The following is a 17,883-nucleotide window of genomic DNA, read 5'->3' on the forward strand; positions in this document are numbered from 1 at the left end:
GTGCCGTCCTTGGCGAAGGCCGGGCGCAGCTTGGCCAGAGCCTCGATGGTGGTGCCGTGCTTGGGATACTCGTCGGCCTCGACGACGGTGTCGCCTTTCCGGCCCTTGATGGTGACCGGAACGATCTCGTCCTTGAAGCGGCCGGCCTTCTGGGCGGCTTCCGCCTTCTGCTGCGAGGCCAGCGCGAAGAGGTCCTGCCGCTCGCGGTCGAGGTTCCAGGCGCGGGCGACATTCTCGGCGGTGACGCCCATGTGGTAGCCGTGGAAGGCCTCCCACAGCCCGTCCTTGATCATGCTGTCCAGCATCTCGGCCGTGCCCATCTTGGTGCCGTTGCGCAGATGCATGAGGTGGGGCGACAGGCTCATGTTCTCCTGGCCGCCGACCACCATCACCTCCGCGTCGCCGGTGCGGATGGCCTGCCAGCCGAGTGCGACGGAGCGCAGGCCGGAGCCGCAGACCTGGTTGATGCCGAAGGCGGTCTTTTCAGCCGGAATGCCGGCGGCGATCGCCGCCTGGCGGGCCGGGTTCTGGCCCTGGCCGGCGGTCAGCACCTGGCCCAGGATCACCTCCGACACCTCGGCGGCGTCGGTGTGGGCGCGCGACAGCGCCTCGCGGATCACGGCGGCGCCGAGCTCGTGGGCGGGGACCGCCGAAAGCGACCCGTTGAAGCTGCCGATGGCGGTGCGGGCCGCACCGGCGATGACGATCTCGGTCATGGAGGACTTCTCCGGAACGGTTGGTTCTTGACGGATGGGCCGGCCGCCGCGCCCCTGAGGCGGGCTGCGGCGGCCGGTGGTTTGGAAAGGCTCAGAGGTAGAGGCCTATCAGGAAGATCGGCAGCGTGATGACCAGCGCGGTCGCGCAGTAGCCCATGATGTCGCGCACCCCGAGCCCGGCGATGGCGAGCGCCGGCAGCGCCCAGAAGGGCTGCGCCATGTTCATCCACTCCTCGCCGTAGGCGATGGCCATCGCCGCCTTGCCGAGGTCGACGCCGAGCTGCTGGGCGGCCGGCATGATGAACGGACCCTGGACCACCCAGTGGCCGCCGCCCGACGGCACCGCGAAGTTGATCAGCCCCGACGACAGGAAGGCCAGGACCGGGAAGGTCTCCTTGTTGGCAATGTCGACGAACAGGTTGGTGATCAGCCCGCCCAGGCCGGAATGCTCCATCATGATCTGGATGCCGGCATAGAAGGGAAACTGGACCATGATGCCGGCGGTGCCGCGGGCGGCGTTGGCGACGGCGCGGGCATAGGCCATCGGCGTGCCGTGCAGGATCAGTCCGGCCACCAGCATGATCAGGTTGACCGTGTTGATGTTCAGGTCGAAGCCCTTGGCCTGGAAGTGCAGGAACAGGTAGCCGATGCCGAGTGCCGCGACGACGAAGCCGAGGACGCGGCTCTCCTCCAGCTTTTCGGCCGGGCTGGCGTCGGGGCCGAGCACGCGCTTGGTCGAGGGCTCCGGCTTCAGCAGCGCCGGGTCGACCGCCACCACCTCGCTCGGCTTCGGATGCATCATCCGGCAGATCAGCGGCAGCACGACGATCAGGGCCAGCGTGATGCCGATGTTGTAGGTGGTGAAGATGGTGTCGGCGATCGGGATCAGGCCGACCGTCTTCTCCATCGGGTTGCCCTTGGTCGCGGCGACCAGCGGCACCGAGGCCGAGAAGCCGCCATGCCACGTCATGAAGCCGATGTAGGCCGAGGCGATCAGCAGTCGGTAGTCGGATTTGGGGACGCGGCGCGCCACTTCGCGGGCGAACATCGCGCCGACGACGAGGCCGAAGCCCCAGTTGATGACGTTGGTGACGGCGGCGGCGAAGCAGACCAGCATGACGCCCTGGGCCGGCGTCTTGGCGATCGAGGCCACGCGGCCCATGACGTTGCGGACCGGCTCGGAACTGGCCAGCGCGTGGCCGGTGACCAGGACCAGGGCCATCTGCATCGAGAAGGCCAGCAGGTTCCAGAAGCCGTTGCCCCACATCCGCACCAGGTCGACCGGGCCGCTCGGCGTCAGCCACCAGGCGAAGCCGAAGGTCAGCACGGTCAGCAGGATGGCGAAGATCAGGGGGTCGGGCAGGTAGCGGCTGACCAGCCAGGTCAGCGCCCGGGAAATCGGGGTGATCGGGTTGAAGCGGGAGCCGGCGTCCGGCGCCGGCCCGGGAGCAGTGGTGACGCTCATGGCGGGTCTCCGGCACGGGGGAAGGCGCCGCCCGTGTGGGCTGGCGACGCGGGCGGTCTCCCCCATGCCCATGGTTGGGACGTCAGGCGATCGGCATGGTCGGCACGGTGGCGGGCACGATCAGCTCGGCACCGGTTAGGGCCTGCACGTCGGCCACCGAGACGCCGGGCGCCACCTCCTTGAGGACCAGCCCCTTGTCGGTCGGCTCGATCACGGCCAGCTCGGTGACGATCAGGTCGACGCGCCGCACCGAGGTCAGCGGCAGCTCGCAGCGCTTGACGATCTTGGGCGTGCCCTTGGCGCTGTGCTGCATGGCGACGATCACCCGCTTGGCGCCGGAGACCAGGTCCATCGCACCGCCCATGCCGGGCACCATCTTGCCGGGGACCATCCAGTTGGCGAGCCGGCCCTCCTCGTCGACCTGCAGGCCGCCGAGCACGGTCACGTCGAGGTGGCCGCCGCGGATCAGGCCGAAGGACATCGCGCTGTCGAAGGAGGCGGCGCCCGGAACGGCGCCGATCGGGCTGCCGCCGGCATCGCTCAGATCCTCGTTCTCCGCCCCCGCCTCGGGCACCGGCGCCATGCCGACGATGCCGTTCTCCGACTGGAAGAAGACGTTGACGCCGGCCGGCAGATGGGCGGCGACCATGGTGGGCAGGCCGATGCCGAGATTGACCAGGTTGCCCGCCTGCAGCTCCAGCGCCACGCGCTTGGCGATCAGGGTTTTCTCATCCATGGCGGCGCTCCTTGGCGACCAGGCAGTCGACCAGCACGTTCGGGGTGACGACGCTGTCGGGCGGGATGACGCCGACCGGCACGATGTCCTCGGCCTCGGCGATCACCAGCTCGGCGGCCATCGCCATCAGCGGGTTGAAGTTGCGCGCCGTCAGCGCGTATTCGAGGTTCCCCAGATAGTCGGCGCGCTTGGCGGCGATCAGCGCCACGTCGGCCTTCAGCGCGGTTTCCAGCAGGTAGACCTTGCCGTCCAGCTCGATGCGCTGCTTGCCGTCCTCGACCACCGTTCCCACGCCGGTGGGCGTCAGCACGCCGCCCAGCCCGAAGCCGCCGGCGCGCACCCGCTCCGCCAGGGTCCCCTGCGGCACCAGCTCGACCACCGTCTCGCCGGCGATCATCTGCCGCTGGGTCTCGGAATTGGTGCCGATGTGGCTGGCGATCACCTTGCGCACCACCTTCGCCGACACCAGCCGGCCGATCCCCACGGTCGGGCGGGCGGTGTCGTTGGCGATGACCGTCAGGTCGCGCTTGCCCTGCCGCAGCAGTTCGTCGATCAGGTGGGGCGGCGTACCGACCCCCATGAAGCCCCCGATCATCAGGACCGCGCCGTCGGGAATCATCGCGACGGCCTCTTCCAGCTTTCGCACTTTACTCATTCGACGTCTCCCTTGGACGTCGGGGCGCCACGGACCGGAGCCTCCTCCAGGTCACGACGGCAACCCCGCGGGCGCGGATCCGTCCGATGCCGCCGGCAGGCCGGCGGGACGAGCCCGGCGCTCATTCTTGGTTTCGAAGCGTTGGTTTCGCAGCGCTGCGACCGGAGGACCCGGAGCGTCCACGCCATCGCGGTGGGGCCCTCGGGCCGGCCGGCCTACCCACACATACGCAAGGGGTATGCCAAACCCCGCCATTCGGGGGAGGGACCGGAAAACCAAGGATCCGACTGCCCCGCCGCCGTGCCGGCCCGGCCCGGCCGGCTCCCGCCGGCCATGACCGGTGCGCAACTTTGTGCGTGCTGCGCAAATTCTTGCGCAGCGGCCGGCCCCCGCCGGTACGGTCAGGAGATGCCGTATTCCTGGAGCTTGTAGAGCAGCGAACGGCGGCTGATGCCAAGGTCCTGCGCCGTCCGCATGCGGTTGCCGTCGTTGCGGGCCAGCGCCTCGGCCACCACGCGGGCCTCGAACCGGCTGACCTGCTCGCGCAGGCCGCCGCCGGCCGGCGGGGTGTCCGCGGACGCCCCGCCGGCCGGTTCCGCGTCGTCGCCGTCCCTCTCCTTGCCGCCCGCCCCGCCCGGCGCGCCGGCGATCTGCTCCGGCAGGTCCTCCGCGACGATCATGGTGCCGGTGCTCATCACCACCGCGCGCTCCATGGCGTTCGACAGCTCGCGGATGTTGCCCGGCCAGCGGTAGGCCAGCAGACGCTCCATCGCCTGCTCGTCGATGCCGGCGACCTCGATGCGGTTCTCCGCCGCGAAGCGCTGCAGGAAATGGCTGGCGAGCAGGCGGACATCCTCCGGCCGCTCGCGCAGCGGCACCGTCCTCAGCGTCACGACGTTGAGGCGGAAGTAGAGGTCCTGGCGGAACAGCCCCTGGCGGACCATCTCCTCCAGGTTGCGGTTGGTGGCGACGATGACGCGCACGTCGGTGCGCACCAGCTCGGTGCCGCCGACTCGCTCGAACTCGCGCTCCTGGAGCACGCGCAGCAGCTTGACCTGGAGGCCGGGCGAGATGTCGCCGATCTCGTCGAGGAACAGCGTGCCGTGCTCGGCCTGCTCGAACCGGCCTCGGCGCCGGGCCTGAGCGCCGGTGAAGGCGCCCTTCTCGTGGCCGAAGAACTCGCTTTCCAGGAGCCCTTCCGGCACCGCGGCGCAGTTGACCTTGACGAAGGGGCCGGCGCTGCGCGGGCTGTTGTAGTGGATGGCCGCCGCCACAAGCTCCTTGCCGGTGCCGCTCTCGCCGGTGACCAGCACGGTGGCGGTGCTCTTGGCGACCTTGGCGATGGTCTGCAGCAGCTCGGCCATGCGCGGGCTGGCGGTCAGGATGCGGTCGGTCCGGTAGCTGCTGGACAGCTCGCGATGCAGGGCCGCGATGTCGTCGCGCATCGTCCGCATCTGGAGGGCGCGCCCGACCAGCAGCAGGATTTCCGCGATGTCGAAGGGCTTGATGACGTAGTCGAAGGCGCCGTCCCTGATCGCCTGGACGGCGGTTCCCACCTCGGCGAAGGCGGTCATCAGGATCACCGCGGTCGAGCGGTCGAGCCTGCGGATCTCCGCCAGCGCCTGCAGGCCGGACATCCGCGGCATGCGGATGTCCATCAGCACCACCGCCGGCCGCTGCGCGGCGAAGGCGGCGACCGCCTCCACCCCGTCCGCCGCGGTGGCCACCGCCAGCCCCTCGCGCGTCAGCACGGCGGCGAGCATCTGGCGGATCCCCTCGTCGTCGTCCACCACTAGGGCCGTCGCGGCGGGAAGTCGGGTCGTCATGTCTCGGCCGTCCGGCTGTGAAGGAAGGGAATCCGCAGCGTCACCGTGGTGCCGGCGCCGGGCGTGCTGGCGATGGTGATGGTGCCGTGGTGAGCATCCACGATCCGGTGCGCCATCGCCAGCCCCAAGCCGGTGCCGTTGGGCTTGGTCGAGAAGAAGGGATCGAACACCTTGTCGAGATTCTCCGGCGCGATGCCCTCGCCGTCGTCGGTGACGGCCACCACCGCCTCGCGCCCGTCCACGGCGGCGGTGGAAATCGTGATGACGCCGGTTTCCGTGGTCGCCTGGGTGGCGTTGATGATCAGGTTCAGCACCACCTGCTTCAGCGCCTCGCCGTCGGCCTCCGCCCGCGGCAGGTCGGCGGCGAGCGCCAGGGTGATCCGCGCGCTCGACTTGCGGCCGGCCAGCAGGGACACCTCGCGGATCAGGTCGTTGAGCTGGACCGGCCGGATGGTCGGCGGCCGGGGGCGGCCGAACTCCAGCAGTTCGGTGACCAGCCGGTTCAGGCTGTCGACCTGCCGCACGATCAGCGGGGCATAGCGCTGCCATTCCCGGACGTCGTCCGACGTCTCCAGGAACTGCATGAAGCCGCGGATCGAGGTCAGCGGGTTGCGCACCTCGTGGGCGAGCCCGGCGACCAGCTCGCCCAGCGCCGCCAGCCGGTCGGCCCGCATGATCTGCGTCCGCAGCCGCTGCTGTTCGGTCAGATCCTTCAGCACCACCACCGCCCCGATCGCCTCGCCGCGGCTGTTGCGCAGCAGGCTGCTGGAGACGTTGAGGTGCAGGGTCTGCCGGGTGCCGGGGAAATCCAGCGTCACGCCGATGTGCGGCTGCCCGGTCCTGAGCGTGTCCAGCAGCGGGCTGGCGAACTGCCCGTCGGCCTTGAACAGCGACGCATAGGGCCTGCCGATCACCTCGGCGGCCTTCACCCCGATCATCGCCTCGGCCGCCGGGTTGACCGCCGTGACCTGCCCGGTCCAGTCGACCGCGATCACCCCGTCGGCGATGCTGTGCAGGATGTTCTCGGTCAGCGACTGGGCGTCCAGCAGGGCGCGGGCCATGCCGTTGACCTCGACCGCGATCTCGCCGACCTCGCCCGGCGGCGGGCGGATCGCATGGCCGAGATCGCTGCGCATGCGGATCAGCCCGTCGATGATCCCCCGGATGTCGCGGCCGACCCCGCGCGACAGGGTATGGGACAGCAGCAGCCCGAGCAGGATGCCGGCGAGGCTGACGGTGAGCACCGCGCGGTCCATCGCCGCCGCCTGCCGCTCGACGTCGTCGGACAGCTCGTTGGCCCAGATGTAGCCGATCACGCCGCCGTCGCGGACGATCGGCAGCATCGCGTTCAGGATGAGCCCTCGCACCTGCCGGCCGCTCTCGACCGCGCGCCTGCCGCTTTCGAGCACATGCCAGCCGGGATGCTCGGGCGGGATGCTGGTGCCGACGGTGGCGCTGTAGTCGCGGCTCGGCCCATAGGTGATGATGGCGTCGAGCGCCCGGCTGTAATAGCCGACCCCGACCCCCGGATTGGCGGCGGCGACGAGGTCGGTAAAGGGGGTCAGCCGCTCCGACAGGATGCGGATCGCGGCAGCGCGGCCGGCGCCGTTTCCATCGTTGCCGGTGCCATCAGTATGGGCGCCTTCGGCACCGGTGCCGGCCTCCGCCAGGAGGGCGTCGAAGCCCGGACCGAGATGGGCGTCCAGCAGCCGGGTCAGGCCGAACAGCTTTTCGGTCTTCTCCTGGACCAGCGCCTGGCGCCCCTCCCGTTCCAGGAGATAGCCGGTCAGCGAGATCGGCAGGGAGACCACCGCCAGGGAAACCAGGAACAGCTTGCCGCGCAGGGTATTCGGCAGGAAGCCGCGAAGCCAGGCCACCGGCGCCCAATGCAAGGGGGACCGGTTCAGGGGAATCCAGCCCGAGGGCTGGCGGTCCTGGCGAGGCATGACACCCACTCCGTCGGCAAGGGCGCCATCCGCGAGGGCGCCGGGGCGATAGCAGAGTCACCGCCGGAGCGGCGGATGCAAGCGCCGCCTGCCGGCCTGCGGCAGTGGGGCGCGGGTGAGGCGCGGGCGCGGCCCACGGCGACAAGGGCGGGCTTCAGCCCGTCACGATGCGCAGGCCGCCCGCCGAGAGGCGCTCGGCCCGCGCCGCATCGAGGCCGTGGTCGCAGCACAGGAGGCCGAAGCTGTCGAGCTTGGCGAAGAAGGCCGGCTTGACCTGGTCGAACTTGCTGGTGTCGACCACCAGCGCCTTGGTCACCGCGTTGGCGATGGCGGTCTGCTTGATCTCCACCTCGTGGAAGTTGGAGCAGCTTATCCCGAGCGACTCGTGCACGCCGCCGGCCGAGATGAAGGCGGTGTTGATGCCGATGCCGCGCAGCATCTCCAGCGACTCCGGACTGGAGAAGGAGGCCGAGGAGGCGTGGTAGAGCCCGCCAAGCATGACCACGCGCACGCCCGGCTTCTTGCAGACGATCTCGGCGATGTTCATGGCGTAGCAGACCACGGTGAGCTGGCTGTCGGGAGGAATGCGGCTGGCCAGATGTGTCGTCGTGGTGCCGCAGTCGATGAACACCGTCTCGCCCGGCTTCACCAGGGTGGCCGCCGCCTCGCCGGCGGCGCGCTTCATCTCGATATGGGCGTCCTGCTCGCGGTCGAGGAGATAACCCATGCCGCTGGCGCTCTCCACGCCGCCGGCGATGTAGCCGCCGAGATAGGCGAAACGCCCGCCGCAGGACGCCATGTCGCGCCGCACCGTCATCTCGGAGACTCCCAGAAGCCGCGCGGCATCCTTCAGGCGCAGGTAGCCCCCGGCATCCAGGGCGCTTTGCAGCCGGTTCAGACGCTCCGCCCTTCTCATCGACATGCCCGCATCCCGCATCGCTTCGGTTCCGGCAAAACCACGCCTCCAAGCCCGGCGCCTCCAGGCCCGGCATGGCGGCGCACGGACGGTTTAACCCCGTTGGCGCATCACCCTCGACGGCATCGCCGTGGCCAATCTCACAAGCGCATGCATTGATCTTGACACACCGTCGCAGCGCATGGAACTATCCTTTCACAAAATGTTAGGATGTTAACATCCGGCGACAACGAGGAGAGACCCGGCAGAAAGGGTTTCCCCGGGAGGATCAAGATGGCTGTTCCCAGAGCCCCGCAGGCGTCGGCCGACCTGGCTGCGTTCATCGACCACACCCTGCTGCGCCCGGACGCCCAGCCTGCCGAGGTCGAGCGGCTGTGCGACGAGGCGCGCGCGCACGCCTTCAAGGCGGTCTGCGTCAACCCCCTCTCCATCCCGCTGGTGTCAGAACGGCTGGCCGGCACGCCGGTGGCGCCCTGCGCCGTGATCTGTTTCCCCTTCGGCGCCGATCCGACGGCGATCAAGACGGCTTCCGCCGAGTGGGTGGTCCGCCACGGCGCCCGCGAGGTCGACATGGTGATCCCGATCGGCCTGCTGAAGGCGGGCGAGACGGCCGCCGTGCGCGACGACATCGCCGCGGTCAAGCGGGCCTGCGGCGACGCGCTGCTGAAGGTCATCATCGAGACCTGCCTGCTCACCGACGAGGAAAAGGTGCTGGCCTGCCGGCTGTCGCAGGAGGCCGGCGCCGATTTCGTCAAGACCTCCACCGGCTTCGCCGGCGCAGGCGCCACAGCCGAGGACGTGGCGCTGATGCGCCGCACCGTCGGGGACGCCATGGGTGTCAAGGCGTCGGGCGGCGTGCGGACGACCGAGGATGCCCGCCGCATGATCGCGGCCGGCGCATCGCGCATCGGCGCCAGCGCCAGCGTGGCCATCGTCGGCGGCTGACGGCCGCCGGCCGTCCACGCCGACCATCGCGCCGGCCAGGCGGGTGTTCCGTCCGTCCCGCCCGGCGCGGCATCGCTGAAAAACGGAACGATGCGGAAAAGGGGTGGCGAACGCCCCCGCGCCGCCGGCTGGCCGGCGGCGCACAACGCCTGCCATGGGAGTCACGCCAACATGAAGAAGCTTCTGTCTTCGCTCATCGTCGCCGCCTCGCTGGTCGCCGGACCGGCGATGGCCGCCGACCCGGTGCCGACGCCGGATGCCGTCAAGGCGCTGAAGTCGGACGCCACCAAGAAGAAATACACCATCGCCACCGTGGTGAAGGTCGACGGCATCGCCTGGTTCGACCGCATGCGCGACGGCGTGAAGCAGTTCGCCGCCGACACCGGCCACGACACCTGGATGGTCGGCCCGAGCCAGGCCGACGCCGCGGCGCAGGTCCAACTGGTCGAGAACCTGATCGCCCAGGGCGTCGACGCCATCACCATCGTCCCCTTCTCGGTCGAGGCGGTCGAGCCGGTTCTGAAGAAGGCGCGCGACCGCGGCATCGTGGTGATCGCGCACGAGGCGTCGAACATCCAGAGCGCCGACTATGTGCTGGAGGCCTTCGACAACTTCGCCTACGGCGCCAAGCTGATGGAAGTGCTGGGCAAGTCGATGGGCGGCGAAGGCAAGTATGTCTGCACCGTCGGCAGCCTGACCTCGAAGTCGCAGAACGAGTGGATCGACGGCGCCGTCGCCTATCAGAAGGAACATTTCCCGAAGATGCAGATGGTGACCAACCGTCTGGAGACCTATGACGACGCCAACACCGACTACAACAAGCTGAAGGAAGTCCTGACCACCTATCCCGACCTGAAGGGCGTGCTCGGCGGTCCGATGCCGACCTCGGCCGGCGCCGGCCGCCTGGTGGCGGAACGCGGCCTGAAGGGCAAGCTGTTCTTCTCCGGCACCGGGCTGGTGTCGGTGGCCGGCCAGTACCTCGCCCAGGGCGACATCCAGTACATCCAGTTCTGGGATCCGGCGGTCGCCGGCTATGCCATGAACATGCTGGCGGTGATGGCGCTGGACGGCAAGAAGGACCAGATCAAGGCCGGCCTGAACCTGGGCCTGCCGGGCTACACCGCCCTGACCACGCCGCAGGGTGCCAAGGCCAACCTGCTGTACGGCCAGGGCTGGGTCGGCGTGACCAAGGAAAACATGGACGCCTACGACTTCTGATGATCTGAAGGCGGGCGCCGGCGACCCTGTCCGGGCGCCGGCGCCCGCGTCTTCATCCCTACCCTCGAACCGCCGGGCGGAGGACATGTCGGACGGTTTCATCGAGCTTCGCGGCATCCGGAAGGTGTTTTCCGGCGTCGTCGCACTGGACGCCATGTCGCTGGTCATCAAGCCCGGCGAGATCCATTGCCTGGCCGGCGAGAACGGGTCGGGCAAATCCACGGTCATCAAGATCATGTCCGGCGTCTACCAGCCGGACGGCGGCGAGATCCTGATCGACGGCAGGCCGATACCGGCGATGACGCCGATCGAGGCGATCGCCCACGGCGTCCAGGTCATCTACCAGGACTTCTCGCTGTTCGGGAACCTGACGGTCGCCGAGAACCTGGCGATGAACGTCCATCTCGGTGAGAAGCGGCGCCTGATGAACTGGCGGCGTACCCGCGCCATCGCCCGCGAGGCGGTCGACCGGCTGGGGGTGGAGCTGGATCTCGATGCGGAGGTGGCGTCGCTGCCGACCGCCGGCAAGCAGTTGGTCGCCATCGCCCGCGCGCTGATGTCCGACGCCCGTCTGATCATCATGGACGAGCCGACCACCGCCCTGACCCGCAAGGAGGTCGAGACGCTGTTCCGCATCGTCCGCGACATCCAGGCGCGCGGCATCGCCATCCTGTTCGTCAGCCACAAGATGCGCGAGATGCTGGAGATCAGCGAGCGCATCACCGTCATCCGCAACGGCCGCAAGGTGGCGGAGGGGCCGACCGGCGACTTCGACGAGGCGCTGATCACCCGCCACATGACCGGCGGCGACATCCTCAACGAACCCTATGCCTGGAACCCGCCGCCCGGACGGGCGCCGGCGCCCCGGCTGGAGATCCGCGGCCTGACGGTGCCCGGCAAGTGCGAGGGGCTGGATCTGGCCATACGGCCGGGCGAGATCGTCGGACTGTCCGGGCTGCTCGGCTCCGGCCGCACCGATCTGGCCTTGGCCCTGTTCGGCATGGTCCCGCGGTATGAGGGCGAAATCCTGATCGACGGCGCGCCGGTGCGGCTGCGCACGACCCAGGAGGCCATCGACGCCGGCATCGCCTATGTGCCCGAGGACCGGCTGACCGAAGGGCTGTTCCTGCCGCAGAGCATCAAGCGCAACATGCTCGCCACCTCCTATGAAAGGCTGGCTCGCAAGCTGGTGATCGACCGCAGCCAAGCGGAGGAGATGACGCAGGGCATGGTCCGCGCCATGCAGATCGCCACGCCGACCGCCGAGAAGCCGGTGATGCAGCTTTCGGGCGGCAACCAGCAGCGCGTGGTGCTGGCCCGCTGGCTGCTGACCGACGCCCGCGTGCTGATCCTCAACGGCCCGACCGTCGGCGTCGACGTCGGGTCGAAGGCGGAGATCCACGCCAAGATCCGGGAGCTGGCGCAGCATCACGGCCTCGCCGTCCTGATGATCTCCGACGACGTGCTGGAGCTGGTGCAGAACTGCAACCGCATCGTGCTGATGCACCGCGGGCGCTTCATCGAGGATCTGCCCGCCGCCGCCGTCACCGAAGAGACGGTCAGCGACCGGCTCAAGACCTTTACCTGAGGGAGGAACCGATGGCCCTGCTCCGCCGGTCGGAAACGGTCATCGCGGGCATCCTGCTGCTCGCCATGGTCCTCATCGGCACGATCAACCCCGCCTTCTGGCAGCTCGACAACCTGTTCAGCCTGATGCGCAGCAACGTCATCATCGGCATCATGGCGATGGGCGTGCTGCTGGTGCTGATCTCAGGCGGCATCGACGTGTCGTTCCCGGCCTTCGCCGTCGCCGCCATGTACCTGACGATCAAGGGCATGCTGGCGCTGGGGTACAACGGCGTCGTCCTGCCGCTGCTGGCCGCCACGATCATGGGGCTGGCGTTCGGCGCGGTGAACGGCTTCTTCGTCTACAAGTTCCGCATGATCCCGCTGATCGTGACGCTGGGCACCAGCGCGATGGTGCGCGGTTTCCTGCTGGGCGTGGTCGGCACCAGCATGATCAACATCAACAAGATGCCGACGGCACTGATCGAGTTCGCCCGCACCGACGTGGTGACCGTCGCCAAGCCCGACGGCACCACCTACGGCCTGACGGCGATGGTGCTGATCTATCTCGGGCTCGCGCTGGCCATGCACCTGGTGCTGCGCCACACCATGATCGGCCGCAGCGCCTATGCGCTGGGCGGCGATCCCGAGGCGGCACGGCGCGCCGGCTTCGACCTGCGCAAGACCATCTTCTTCATCTACTGCGTCGCCGGGGCGCTGGCCGGCTTCGCCGGCCTCCTGCACAGCGGCATGATCTGGCTGGCCAACCCGCGCGACTTCGTCGGGCTGGAGCTGGACGTCATCGCCGCGGTGGTGCTGGGCGGCGCGTCGATCTTCGGCGGGCGGGGCAGCGTGCTCGGCACCATGCTCGGCGTCTTCATGCTGGTGATGGTCAAGAACAGCCTGATCATCATGCGCGTGGACACCACCTGGCAGCTCGTCGTCGTGGGTCTGATCGTCATCGCCGCGACCGCCCTGTCGGCGTGGCGCGACCGCCGCCGGGCGGCGTGAGGAGGCGGGAGCATGAAAGCCCAAATGAACATCCGCAGCCTGGTCAACCGCGACAACAACATCGTCCAGCTTCTGGTGATGACGGTGCTGATCTTCGCCGTGATGACGGCGCTCAGCCCCGACAAGTTCCTGCGCTACTACAACTTCGAATCGATCACCTACATCTTCCCCGAGTTGGGGCTGCTCTCCATCGCGATGATGATCGCCATGCTGACCGGCGGCATCGACCTGTCGGTGGTGGGGGTCGCCAACCTGTCGGGCATCCTGGCCGGCGTGCTGTTCCACAAGATGGCGGGTGCCGCCGGCATCGCCGACACCGGCATCCTGACCGTCCTGCTGGGCGGGGTGATCGCGCTCGGCACCGGATTGGTGGCAGGGACGGTCAACGGGCTGCTGATCACGCGGCTCGGCATCACGCCGATCCTGGCGACGTTGGGGACGGGGCAGGTCTTCACCGGGCTCGCCATCGTGCTGACCGGCGGGCCGGCCATCGTCGGCTTTCCCACCGCCTGGGCCTTCCTCGGCAACGGCAAGATCCTCGGGCTGGCGACGCCCTTCGTGCTGTTCGCGGTGATCGCCGTCCTGATCGCCTTCGTGCTGAGCCGCACCGCGCTGGGCATCAACCTGATGCTGATCGGCACCAACCCGAAGGCGGCGCTGTTCGCCGGGCTGAAGCGCGAGCGGATGGTGCTCTACAGCTACATGCTGACCGGCGTGCTGGCCTCGGTCGCCGGCATCATCCTGTCGGGGCGGACCAATGCGGCGAAGTCGGATTACGGCAACTCCTACCTGTTGCAGGCGGTGCTGATCGCCGTGCTGGGCGGCACCAACCCGGCGGGCGGGCGCGGCACGGTTCTGGGCATCACCATCGCAGTGGCGGCGCTGATGCTGCTGTCGAGCGGCTTCCAGATCCTGCGCTTCTCCAACCACCTGATCGACTTCATCTGGGGCGCCTTCCTGCTGCTGGTCATCGCCCTCAACGCCTACAAGAACCGCACCCGCTAGCCCGCTTCGGTTGGCCTGCGTCTTCGGGGGACAAATCCCATGAGCGTCCGAACCGCCATCCATTTCCGCAAGAGCTTCTTCGGCGAGGCCGAGCGCCCGGTCGCCGAGGCGCACGGCATGACCGCCAGCCTGTTCCGCTACGACAGCGGGATTGAGGCGGTGCGGCTGTCCAACCGGCGCGGCCATCTGGTGGTGCTGCCCTATTACGGCCAGATGGTGTGGGACGCCGTGTTCGACGGCGTCGACCTGACCATGGCGAACATGTTCGACATGCCGCGGCCGGCCACCGAGATCGTCGGGACCTATGGCTGCTTCGCCTTCCACTCCGGGCTGCTGCGCAACGGCTGCCCCGGCCCGCAGGACAGCCACCTGCTGCATGGCGAGATGCCCTGCGCGCCGATGGACGCGGCCGGGCTGGAGGTGGGGGAGGACGAGGAAGGCCCCTATATGGCGGTGACCGGCCGGCGCGAATACGTGATGGGCTTCGGCGCCCATTACGTCGCCCGCCCGCGCGTGGTGCTGCGCCCCGGCGCCGCCCTGTTCGACATCACGATGGCGGTGGAAAACCTGTCGGGTGCCGCCATGGACCTGATGTACATGTGCCACGTCAACTTCGCCTTCGCCGAGGGTGCGCGCATCGTCCAGCCCGCCCCCTTCACGCCGGAGGCGACGGCGGTGCGCACGGCGGTGCCGGCCCATGTGCCGCGCAGCCTGGCCTATGACGCGCTGCTGGCCGACCTCGCCCGCGATCCGGCGGTGATGGAGGTGCTGGACGAGCCCGGACGCTACGACCCGGAACAGGTCTTCTACATCCGCGGCCTGCGCACCGACGAGGAGGGCGGCACGGCGGTGATGATGCGGCGGCGCGAGGGCGACGCCTTCCACATCGCCTACAGCACGCGGGAATTCCCCAAGACGGTGCGCTGGGTGCTGGTCAACAGCGACCAGAAGGTCTGCGCCTTCGCCCTGCCCTCCACCTGCGAGCCAGAGGGTTTTGTCGCGGAGGCCGCGAAGGGCAACGTCCAGACGCTGGCGGGCGGCGAGACCCGGCGCTTTTCCGTTCGGCTGGGCTACCTGACCGCCGACGAGGCGGAAGCCGAGGAATGCGCCATCCGGGCGCTGTAATTCAGGGCGCTGTGAGAGGAGGAACCGAAGATGGGCAAGATCGCCGTGGTCGGCAGCAACATGGTCGACCTGATCACCTACACCGCCCGCATGCCCGGCCCCGGCGAAACCATCGAGGCGCCGCGCTTCGAGATGGGCTGCGGCGGCAAGGGCGCCAACCAGGCCATCGCCGCCGCCCGGCTGGGTGCGGAGGTGATGATGGTCACCAAGGTCGGCGACGACGTCTTCGCCGACAACACCATCCGCAACTTCGAGGAGTCCGGCATCGACACCCGCCATGTCGAGCGGGTGCCCGGCACCTCCAGCGGCGTCGCCCCGATCTTCGTCGAGCCGTCGGGCGAGAACAGCATCCTGATCATCAAGGGCGCCAACGCCCTGCTGTCGCCGGCCGACGTCGACCGCGCGGCGGAGGACCTGAAGGGCTGCGACCTGATCGTCATGCAGCTTGAGGTCCCGCTGGAGACCATCTACCACACCATCGCCTTCGGCGCCCGCCACGGCATCGAGACCCTGCTGAACCCGGCCCCCGCCCCCACCGACCTCGATCCCAAGCGGATCGAGCAGGTCACCTTCCTGGTGCCGAACCAGACGGAGCTGGCGACCATTTCCGGGCTTCCGGTGACATCGGAGGCGGAGGCCGAGACGGCGGCGCGGTCGCTGATCGGCCGCGGCATCCGCACGGTCATCGTCACGCTGGGCGCCCGTGGCGCCCTGCTGGTGACCAAGGGCGAGGAGACGCGGCGGATCGAGCCGGTGCGGGTGACGCCGGTCGACACCACCGGGGCCGGCGACGCCTTCATCGGCAGCTTCGCGCGCTACTATGTCGAGAACCGCGACCTGGACGCGGCGCTGCGCATGGCCGTGCGCTATGCCGCCGACAGCATCACCCGGCCGGGCACCCAGAAATCCTACGCCACCCACGAGGCGTTCGAGGCCTTCTGCGCCAGCCTGTGACCCGCCTTCGAGGAGGAAATGCCATGACGCGCGCCGTGATCGGGGTGGATGTGGGGACCGGCAGCGCCCGCGCCGGCATCTTCGACCTTGCCGGCCAACGGCTGGCCGCCGCCTCCCGCCCGATCCGGATGTGGAAGCCCGATCCGGACTGGGCCGAGCAATCCTCCGACGACATCTGGGCCGCCGTCTGCGCCGCGGTGCAAGAGGCGCTGGCGGCCTGCGGCGAAAAGCCGGAGGTGGTCGGCATCGGCTTCGACGCCACCTGTTCGCTGGTGGTGCTGGACGCCGCCGGCCGGCCGGTGACCATCGATCCCGAAGGCGACGATGCCCGCAACGTCATCGTCTGGATGGACCACCGCGCCATCGACCAGACCGACCGCATCAATGCCGGCGGTCACGAGGTGCTGCGCTATGTCGGCGGCCGGCTTTCGCCGGAGATGCAGACGCCGAAGCTGCTGTGGCTGAAGGAGAAACTGCCGCAGAGCTGGAGCCGGGCCGCCCATTTCTTCGACCTGCCGGACTTCCTGACCTGGCGGGCGACCGGCTCGGCGCGGCGGTCGCTGTGCTCGCTGGTGTGCAAATGGACCTATCTGGGGCATGAGGGGCGCTGGGACGATTCCTATCTCCGCGCCATCGGGCTCGTCGATCTGGTCGATGAGGGGCATGCCCGCATCGGCACCGACGTCGGGGAGGTCGGCAGCGCCGTCGCCGGCGGGCTGACCGCCGAGGCGGCGCGCGAGCTTGGCCTGACGCCGGGGATCGCCGTCGGCACCTCGCTGATCGATGCCCATGCCGGCGGGATCGGGGTGATCGGGGTGCCGCTGGAGGCAACGGGGCCTGTCGATTTCGACCGGCGTCTGGCGCTGATCGGCGGCACGTCGAGCTGCCACATGGTGATGAGCCCCGGTGCACCGCGCTTCATCCCCGGCGTCTGGGGACCCTACCATTCCGCCATGCTGCCGGGGCTGTGGCTGAACGAGGGCGGGCAGTCGGCGACCGGGGCGCTGATCGACCATGTGGTGCAGGGCCATCCCCGCCATGCCGGCCTCGCGGTCGAGGCGCAGCGGACCGGCACCACCGTCTATCAACTGCTGAACGACGAACTGGCAAGGCTGGCGGAGCGCAGCGGCGGGCCGATGGCGATGCTGACCCGCGACCTGCATGTGCTGCCGGACTTCCACGGCAACCGCTCGCCACGGGCGGACGCCAGCCTGCGCGGTGCCGTCAGCGGGCTGCGCCTGTCCGACGGGGTGGAGGATCTGGCGCTGCTCTACCTGGCGACGGTGCAGGCGGTGGCCTATGGCACCCGGCACATCGTCGCAGCGATGAACGGGCGGGGCTATGCCATCGACACCATCCTCGCCTGCGGCGGCGGCACCAAGAACCCGGTGTTCCTGGAGGCGCACGCCGACGCCACCGGCTGCACCCTGGTCCTGCCGGAGGAGCCGGAGGCGGTCCTGCTGGGCTCCGCCGTGCTGGGTGCCGTCGCAGCCGGCCTGTTCCCTGACGTCGCCGCCGGCATGGCCGGCATGAGCCGGGCCGGGCGCAGCATCGCGCCGGCGGACGGCCGGCTGCGCGCCTACCATGACGCCAAATACGCCGTCTTCCTGCGCCTTCACGACGACCAGATGGCTTACCGGGCGATGATGGGCCAAACCGGCTGACGGGCCGGCCGACGGACCCCATGGACGATGACCGGACCGGAGGTGCCGCCGCTGGCAGTCAACCCATACGCAGGTATGAATGGCGCATCCCGCCGGAGTTGTTGAAATACGATGCTCGCGACGGAGGTGGTTGAT

General features: G+C 69.3%; 15 protein-coding genes. 8 read left to right on the forward strand and 7 right to left on the reverse strand.

The annotated features are described in order from the left end of the window. The 7 genes from J2850_RS26470 to J2850_RS26500 all read right to left on the reverse strand — a co-directional run. A partial coding sequence (locus tag J2850_RS26470; protein WP_209988852.1) for an acetyl-CoA C-acyltransferase occupies positions 1-716 on the reverse strand: 716 nt, incomplete at its 3' end. 91 nt (positions 717-807) lie between these two features. Then, on the reverse strand, positions 808-2,181 hold the full coding sequence (locus tag J2850_RS26475; protein WP_209988854.1) for a TIGR00366 family protein: 1,374 nt from the start codon (positions 2,179-2,181) through the stop codon (positions 808-810). Positions 2,182-2,263: 82 nt separating this feature from the next. Next, positions 2,264-2,917 carry a 3-oxoacid CoA-transferase subunit B gene (locus tag J2850_RS26480; RefSeq protein ID WP_209988856.1) on the reverse strand — a complete coding sequence of 218 codons (654 nt, stop codon included), beginning with the start codon at positions 2,915-2,917 and terminating at the stop codon, positions 2,264-2,266. Beyond that, positions 2,910-3,572 carry a CoA transferase subunit A gene (locus J2850_RS26485; protein WP_209988858.1) on the reverse strand — a complete coding sequence of 221 codons (663 nt, stop codon included), beginning with the start codon at positions 3,570-3,572 and terminating at the stop codon, positions 2,910-2,912. The genes J2850_RS26480 and J2850_RS26485 overlap by 8 nt, the downstream gene beginning before the upstream one ends. A 401-nt stretch (positions 3,573-3,973) precedes the next feature. Beyond that, positions 3,974-5,398 (reverse strand): acetoacetate metabolism transcriptional regulator AtoC, encoded by a 1,425-nt coding sequence (gene atoC, locus J2850_RS26490; RefSeq protein WP_209988860.1) that lies wholly within the window; start codon positions 5,396-5,398, stop codon positions 3,974-3,976. Continuing rightward, positions 5,395-7,344 (reverse strand): two-component system sensor histidine kinase AtoS, encoded by a 1,950-nt coding sequence (gene atoS, locus J2850_RS26495; protein ID WP_209988862.1) that lies wholly within the window; start codon positions 7,342-7,344, stop codon positions 5,395-5,397. Before atoS ends, atoC begins: the two co-directional genes overlap by 4 nt. A gap of 154 nt (positions 7,345-7,498) precedes the next feature. Next, complete coding sequence (locus J2850_RS26500) at positions 7,499-8,266, reverse strand: DeoR/GlpR family DNA-binding transcription regulator (RefSeq protein WP_209988864.1); 768 nt, start codon at positions 8,264-8,266, stop codon at positions 7,499-7,501. Positions 8,267-8,533: 267 nt separating this feature from the next. On the opposite strand from J2850_RS26500, the gene deoC reads away from it, so the two are divergent. From deoC to J2850_RS26540, 8 genes are all read left to right on the forward strand, one after another. Beyond that, positions 8,534-9,205 carry a deoxyribose-phosphate aldolase gene (gene deoC / locus J2850_RS26505; RefSeq protein WP_209988866.1) on the forward strand — a complete coding sequence of 224 codons (672 nt, stop codon included), beginning with the start codon at positions 8,534-8,536 and terminating at the stop codon, positions 9,203-9,205. A gap of 171 nt (positions 9,206-9,376) precedes the next feature. After that, complete coding sequence (locus J2850_RS26510) at positions 9,377-10,423, forward strand: autoinducer 2 ABC transporter substrate-binding protein (RefSeq protein ID WP_209988869.1); 1,047 nt, start codon at positions 9,377-9,379, stop codon at positions 10,421-10,423. A gap of 85 nt (positions 10,424-10,508) precedes the next feature. Then, positions 10,509-12,011, forward strand: a complete 1,503-nt coding sequence (locus J2850_RS26515) for a sugar ABC transporter ATP-binding protein (RefSeq protein WP_209988872.1) — start codon at positions 10,509-10,511, stop codon at positions 12,009-12,011. Between the two features lie 11 nt (positions 12,012-12,022). After that, positions 12,023-13,000 (forward strand): ABC transporter permease, encoded by a 978-nt coding sequence (locus J2850_RS26520; protein ID WP_209988875.1) that lies wholly within the window; start codon positions 12,023-12,025, stop codon positions 12,998-13,000. Between the two features lie 12 nt (positions 13,001-13,012). After that, complete coding sequence (locus J2850_RS26525; protein WP_209988878.1) at positions 13,013-14,005, forward strand: ABC transporter permease; 993 nt, start codon at positions 13,013-13,015, stop codon at positions 14,003-14,005. Between the two features lie 39 nt (positions 14,006-14,044). Then, positions 14,045-15,130: an aldose 1-epimerase family protein gene (locus J2850_RS26530; protein ID WP_209988881.1), complete on the forward strand. Its 1,086-nt coding sequence runs from the start codon at positions 14,045-14,047 to the stop codon at positions 15,128-15,130. A gap of 30 nt (positions 15,131-15,160) precedes the next feature. Beyond that, the gene (gene rbsK, locus J2850_RS26535) at positions 15,161-16,084 is read left to right on the forward strand and encodes a ribokinase (RefSeq protein WP_209988885.1); all 924 of its coding nucleotides are present in this window, start codon (positions 15,161-15,163) and stop codon (positions 16,082-16,084) included. 23 nt (positions 16,085-16,107) lie between these two features. Further along, positions 16,108-17,748, forward strand: a complete 1,641-nt coding sequence (locus J2850_RS26540; protein ID WP_209988888.1) for an FGGY-family carbohydrate kinase — start codon at positions 16,108-16,110, stop codon at positions 17,746-17,748. The last annotated feature ends 135 nt before the right edge of the window (positions 17,749-17,883 follow it).

The organism is Azospirillum picis (genome assembly GCF_017876115.1).
Classification (GTDB): domain Bacteria; phylum Pseudomonadota; class Alphaproteobacteria; order Azospirillales; family Azospirillaceae; genus Azospirillum; species Azospirillum picis.

What these genes read in the sequence shown, in the direction of transcription:
- J2850_RS26475 (WP_209988854.1), bottom strand. Translation starts at nt 2,181, where the DNA reads ATGAGCGTCACCACTGCTCCCGGGCCGGCGCCGGACGCCGGCTCCCGC.
- J2850_RS26480 (WP_209988856.1), bottom strand. Translation starts at nt 2,917, where the DNA reads ATGGATGAGAAAACCCTGATCGCCAAGCGCGTGGCGCTGGAGCTGCAG.
- J2850_RS26485 (WP_209988858.1), bottom strand. Translation starts at nt 3,572, where the DNA reads ATGAGTAAAGTGCGAAAGCTGGAAGAGGCCGTCGCGATGATTCCCGAC.
- atoC (WP_209988860.1), bottom strand. Translation starts at nt 5,398, where the DNA reads ATGACGACCCGACTTCCCGCCGCGACGGCCCTAGTGGTGGACGACGAC.
- atoS (WP_209988862.1), bottom strand. Translation starts at nt 7,344, where the DNA reads ATGCCTCGCCAGGACCGCCAGCCCTCGGGCTGGATTCCCCTGAACCGG.
- J2850_RS26500 (WP_209988864.1), bottom strand. Translation starts at nt 8,266, where the DNA reads ATGTCGATGAGAAGGGCGGAGCGTCTGAACCGGCTGCAAAGCGCCCTG.
- deoC (WP_209988866.1), top strand. Translation starts at nt 8,534, where the DNA reads ATGGCTGTTCCCAGAGCCCCGCAGGCGTCGGCCGACCTGGCTGCGTTC.
- J2850_RS26510 (WP_209988869.1), top strand. Translation starts at nt 9,377, where the DNA reads ATGAAGAAGCTTCTGTCTTCGCTCATCGTCGCCGCCTCGCTGGTCGCC.
- J2850_RS26515 (WP_209988872.1), top strand. Translation starts at nt 10,509, where the DNA reads ATGTCGGACGGTTTCATCGAGCTTCGCGGCATCCGGAAGGTGTTTTCC.
- J2850_RS26520 (WP_209988875.1), top strand. Translation starts at nt 12,023, where the DNA reads ATGGCCCTGCTCCGCCGGTCGGAAACGGTCATCGCGGGCATCCTGCTG.
- J2850_RS26525 (WP_209988878.1), top strand. Translation starts at nt 13,013, where the DNA reads ATGAAAGCCCAAATGAACATCCGCAGCCTGGTCAACCGCGACAACAAC.
- J2850_RS26530 (WP_209988881.1), top strand. Translation starts at nt 14,045, where the DNA reads ATGAGCGTCCGAACCGCCATCCATTTCCGCAAGAGCTTCTTCGGCGAG.
- rbsK (WP_209988885.1), top strand. Translation starts at nt 15,161, where the DNA reads ATGGGCAAGATCGCCGTGGTCGGCAGCAACATGGTCGACCTGATCACC.
- J2850_RS26540 (WP_209988888.1), top strand. Translation starts at nt 16,108, where the DNA reads ATGACGCGCGCCGTGATCGGGGTGGATGTGGGGACCGGCAGCGCCCGC.